Origin of the sequence: Pseudomonas sp. K5002, assembly GCF_013386655.1 — a bacterium.
GTDB lineage: Bacteria > Pseudomonadota > Gammaproteobacteria > Pseudomonadales > Pseudomonadaceae > Aquipseudomonas.
Genome location: NZ_JACARK010000247.1, coordinates 1 through 2,619, shown reverse-complemented (window position 1 = coordinate 2,619; position 2,619 = coordinate 1). Strand labels below are relative to the sequence as shown.

At 59.7% G+C, this 2,619-nt stretch carries 3 protein-coding genes and 1 tRNA gene; 3 read left to right on the top strand and 1 reads right to left on the bottom strand.

Features of this window, described 5'->3' with window-relative positions:
- Positions 1-165: 165 nt before the first annotated feature.
- Positions 166-242: transfer RNA gene (locus HX846_RS13085), tRNA-Met, on the top strand.
- Between the two features lie 81 nt (positions 243-323).
- On the opposite strand, the gene HX846_RS13080 is transcribed toward HX846_RS13085, so the two are convergent.
- Positions 324-1,364, bottom strand: a complete 1,041-nt coding sequence (locus HX846_RS13080; RefSeq protein ID WP_178965522.1) for a DMT family transporter — start codon at positions 1,362-1,364, stop codon at positions 324-326.
- 145 nt (positions 1,365-1,509) lie between these two features.
- Between HX846_RS13080 and rimJ the strand changes: the two genes are divergently transcribed.
- Positions 1,510-2,094 carry a ribosomal protein S5-alanine N-acetyltransferase gene (rimJ, locus tag HX846_RS13075; RefSeq protein WP_178903642.1) on the top strand — a complete coding sequence of 195 codons (585 nt, stop codon included), beginning with the start codon at positions 1,510-1,512 and terminating at the stop codon, positions 2,092-2,094.
- Between the two features lie 33 nt (positions 2,095-2,127).
- The coding region (locus HX846_RS13070; RefSeq protein ID WP_178965521.1) for a sigma-70 family RNA polymerase sigma factor at positions 2,128-2,619 on the top strand (492 nt) is incomplete at its 3' end.

The window sequence follows — 2,619 nt, the reverse complement described above, 5'->3', positions numbered from 1 at the left end:
CCCCCCCGCTCCCACCTTTTGATCTTCGCTGCCTTGGGACCTGCGCAAACCCCAACCGCTCGTCACCAAACCCGGTGTTTCCCGTTAAACAGTTGATAGCGTAGATAAATTTTCAAAAAAAGCGCTTGACGCATTCCCGTTCTCCGCGAATAATGCGCGCCACTTGGCTACATAGCTCAGTTGGTTAGAGCATAGCATTCATAATGCTGGGGTCCGGGGTTCAAGTCCCTGTGTAGCCACCAAGTACTAAAAACGGCTTACCGAAAGGTAGGCCGTTTTTTTATGCCTGAAGAAAAGTAAACCGCCCTATTGCCCCACAGACGTCAGTGTTTATGCCGATGGTGCACATCGGGAAAATGCGCATGACTATGCTGAATCGGTGCGTGCTCATGGGCATGACTATGTGGCTCGGTACCGTCCCACGCAAAGTTATGCACATGCTGGTGGTGCTCATCGTGTGTATGGCGATGACCGTGTGTGAGGGGATCGTGCTGATGCTCGTGCGCATGATGTTCCATCAGATGAATCCACACCCCGATGGCCATCAAGGCGGCAGCGAGCAAGAACATCAGCGAAACCGACTCGCCCAGGATCAGGATCGAGATGACCGCACCCAGAAAGGGAGCCGTGGAAAAATAGGCGCCGGTGCGCGCGCTGCCAAGCCCGCGCAGAGCGAGCACAAACAGCACCAGACTCACGCCATACCCAAGCAGCCCAACCACCATGGTTGACCCGAGCGTGGCCACCGCTGGCAGTTGCGACCCGATGGCCAACGCCAAACAGCAATTGACCACACCCGCCGCCAAGCCTTTGCTGCCGGCGATAAACAGCGCATCCGAGGCAGAGACCTTACGGGTCAGGTTATTGTCGATGGCCCAACAAAAACAGGCGAAAGCCACGGCCAGCGGCCCCGTCCAATCATGAGCCGTCGCCGTCCCCTGCGGCCATGACAAAACGATCCCGCCCAGAACAATAGCGATCATGCCGATCACGATGCGGCGATCTGCGTTCTCTTTGAACACGACCCACGCCAGCACGGCCGTGAGCACCGACTCAAGATTGAGCATCAGCGATGCGGTGGCGCCCGCGGTACGGGTGAGGCCATACATGAGCGCCACTGGCGCAAGCACGCCCCCAAAGACGATGGCGCCCATCAACCAGGGCCACTCTCCGGCTGCAAGGCCGGGCCGTTTCCAGCCGTGGTCGCGAGCAAACCGAACGATGGCCAGGCCCAGGCCGCTGCCCAGATAGAGCAGCCCTGCCAACAGGATGGGCGGCGTATCCAGCCCCAAGAGCTTGGCAAGCGGAGTGCTGGCGCCGAACAACGCCGCAGCAGCCAACGCGTAGAGAACGCTCACATTCATAATGGGTTGCCCTGTCAGGCTTATTGCATAAGAACGAGCATCATAGCCGTGCCCGGGTAAGAATTATGTGAATGCCAGCCTGGCTGGATTCTGTACGACTGAAGCGGCAGGATAGCCCGGCTGGCAAACCACAAGAAGGTGACGCATGACATTCCCCGCTACCGGCATCAGCACTGAGCGCCTCTTACTGCTGGGCGCCCACCCTTCCCACGCTCGCGCCCTGCAAATGTACCTGCTGCAAAATCGCGCCTTTCTGCAGCCTTGGGAGCCTTCGCGTGACGACGCCTTTTTTGAACCGGACGCCATCACCGAACGCCTCCACGCCATGGCCGACAAAACCGCCAGCGGCGAAGCGTTGCACCTGCTGATATTCAGCCAGGACCAAATCATCGGCGCCTGCAACTTCAGCAACATCGTGCGCGGTGCGTTTCAGGCCTGCCACTTGGGTTATGCGCTGGCTGAATCCGCCCAAGGCCAAGGCTTGATGCACGAAGCGCTGACGGCGGCGATTGCCCATGTGTTCGACGCCATGCAGCTGCACCGAATCATGGCCAACTACCGCCCAGAGAATGAGCGCAGTGCGCGCCTGCTGGCACGGCTGGGGTTTGAAAAAGAGGGCGAGGCGCGGGCGTATCTGAGGATCAACGGGGTCTGGGCGGACCATGTGTTAACGGCACTGATCAATCCGGCAAGCGACCGTCTATTGCAGCCCGAAGTTTTAAACCACTAGAATGGGATTAATTCTCACTTACGACTCTCTCTCATGAAGCTGTCTTCGCCCACCGACGCTCCTACGCTCGATGCGCTGTACCGCGGCTACCACGGCTGGTTGTTGACCTGGTTGCGGCGTCGCGTGCATTGCTCCCATCAGGCGGCCGACGTGGCGCAAGACACTTTCGTACGCTTGCTGGCATCGGGTACTTACGTGGCGCCGGGTGAGCCACGGGCTTATCTGGCCACCATCGCGCGCCGGTTGCTGATGGACAATGGCCGCCGCCGACGCCTGGAACAGGCCTACCGCGAAGAGCTCGAACGCTGCGCCGCGTACCTTGAACAGGCGCCTTCGCCGGAGCAGATCCTGCAAGCCGCGCAAATGCTTGAAGCGATTGATCGGGCCTTGGCGCGCATGAACAAGCGGATACGCGACACCTTCATCCTGCGTTACCTCGAAGGCCTGGACCAGGCGCAAATCGCCCAGCGCCTCGGGGTCTCGGTGCGCACGGTACAGAACGATCTGGTGGAAGCCTTGCTGGCG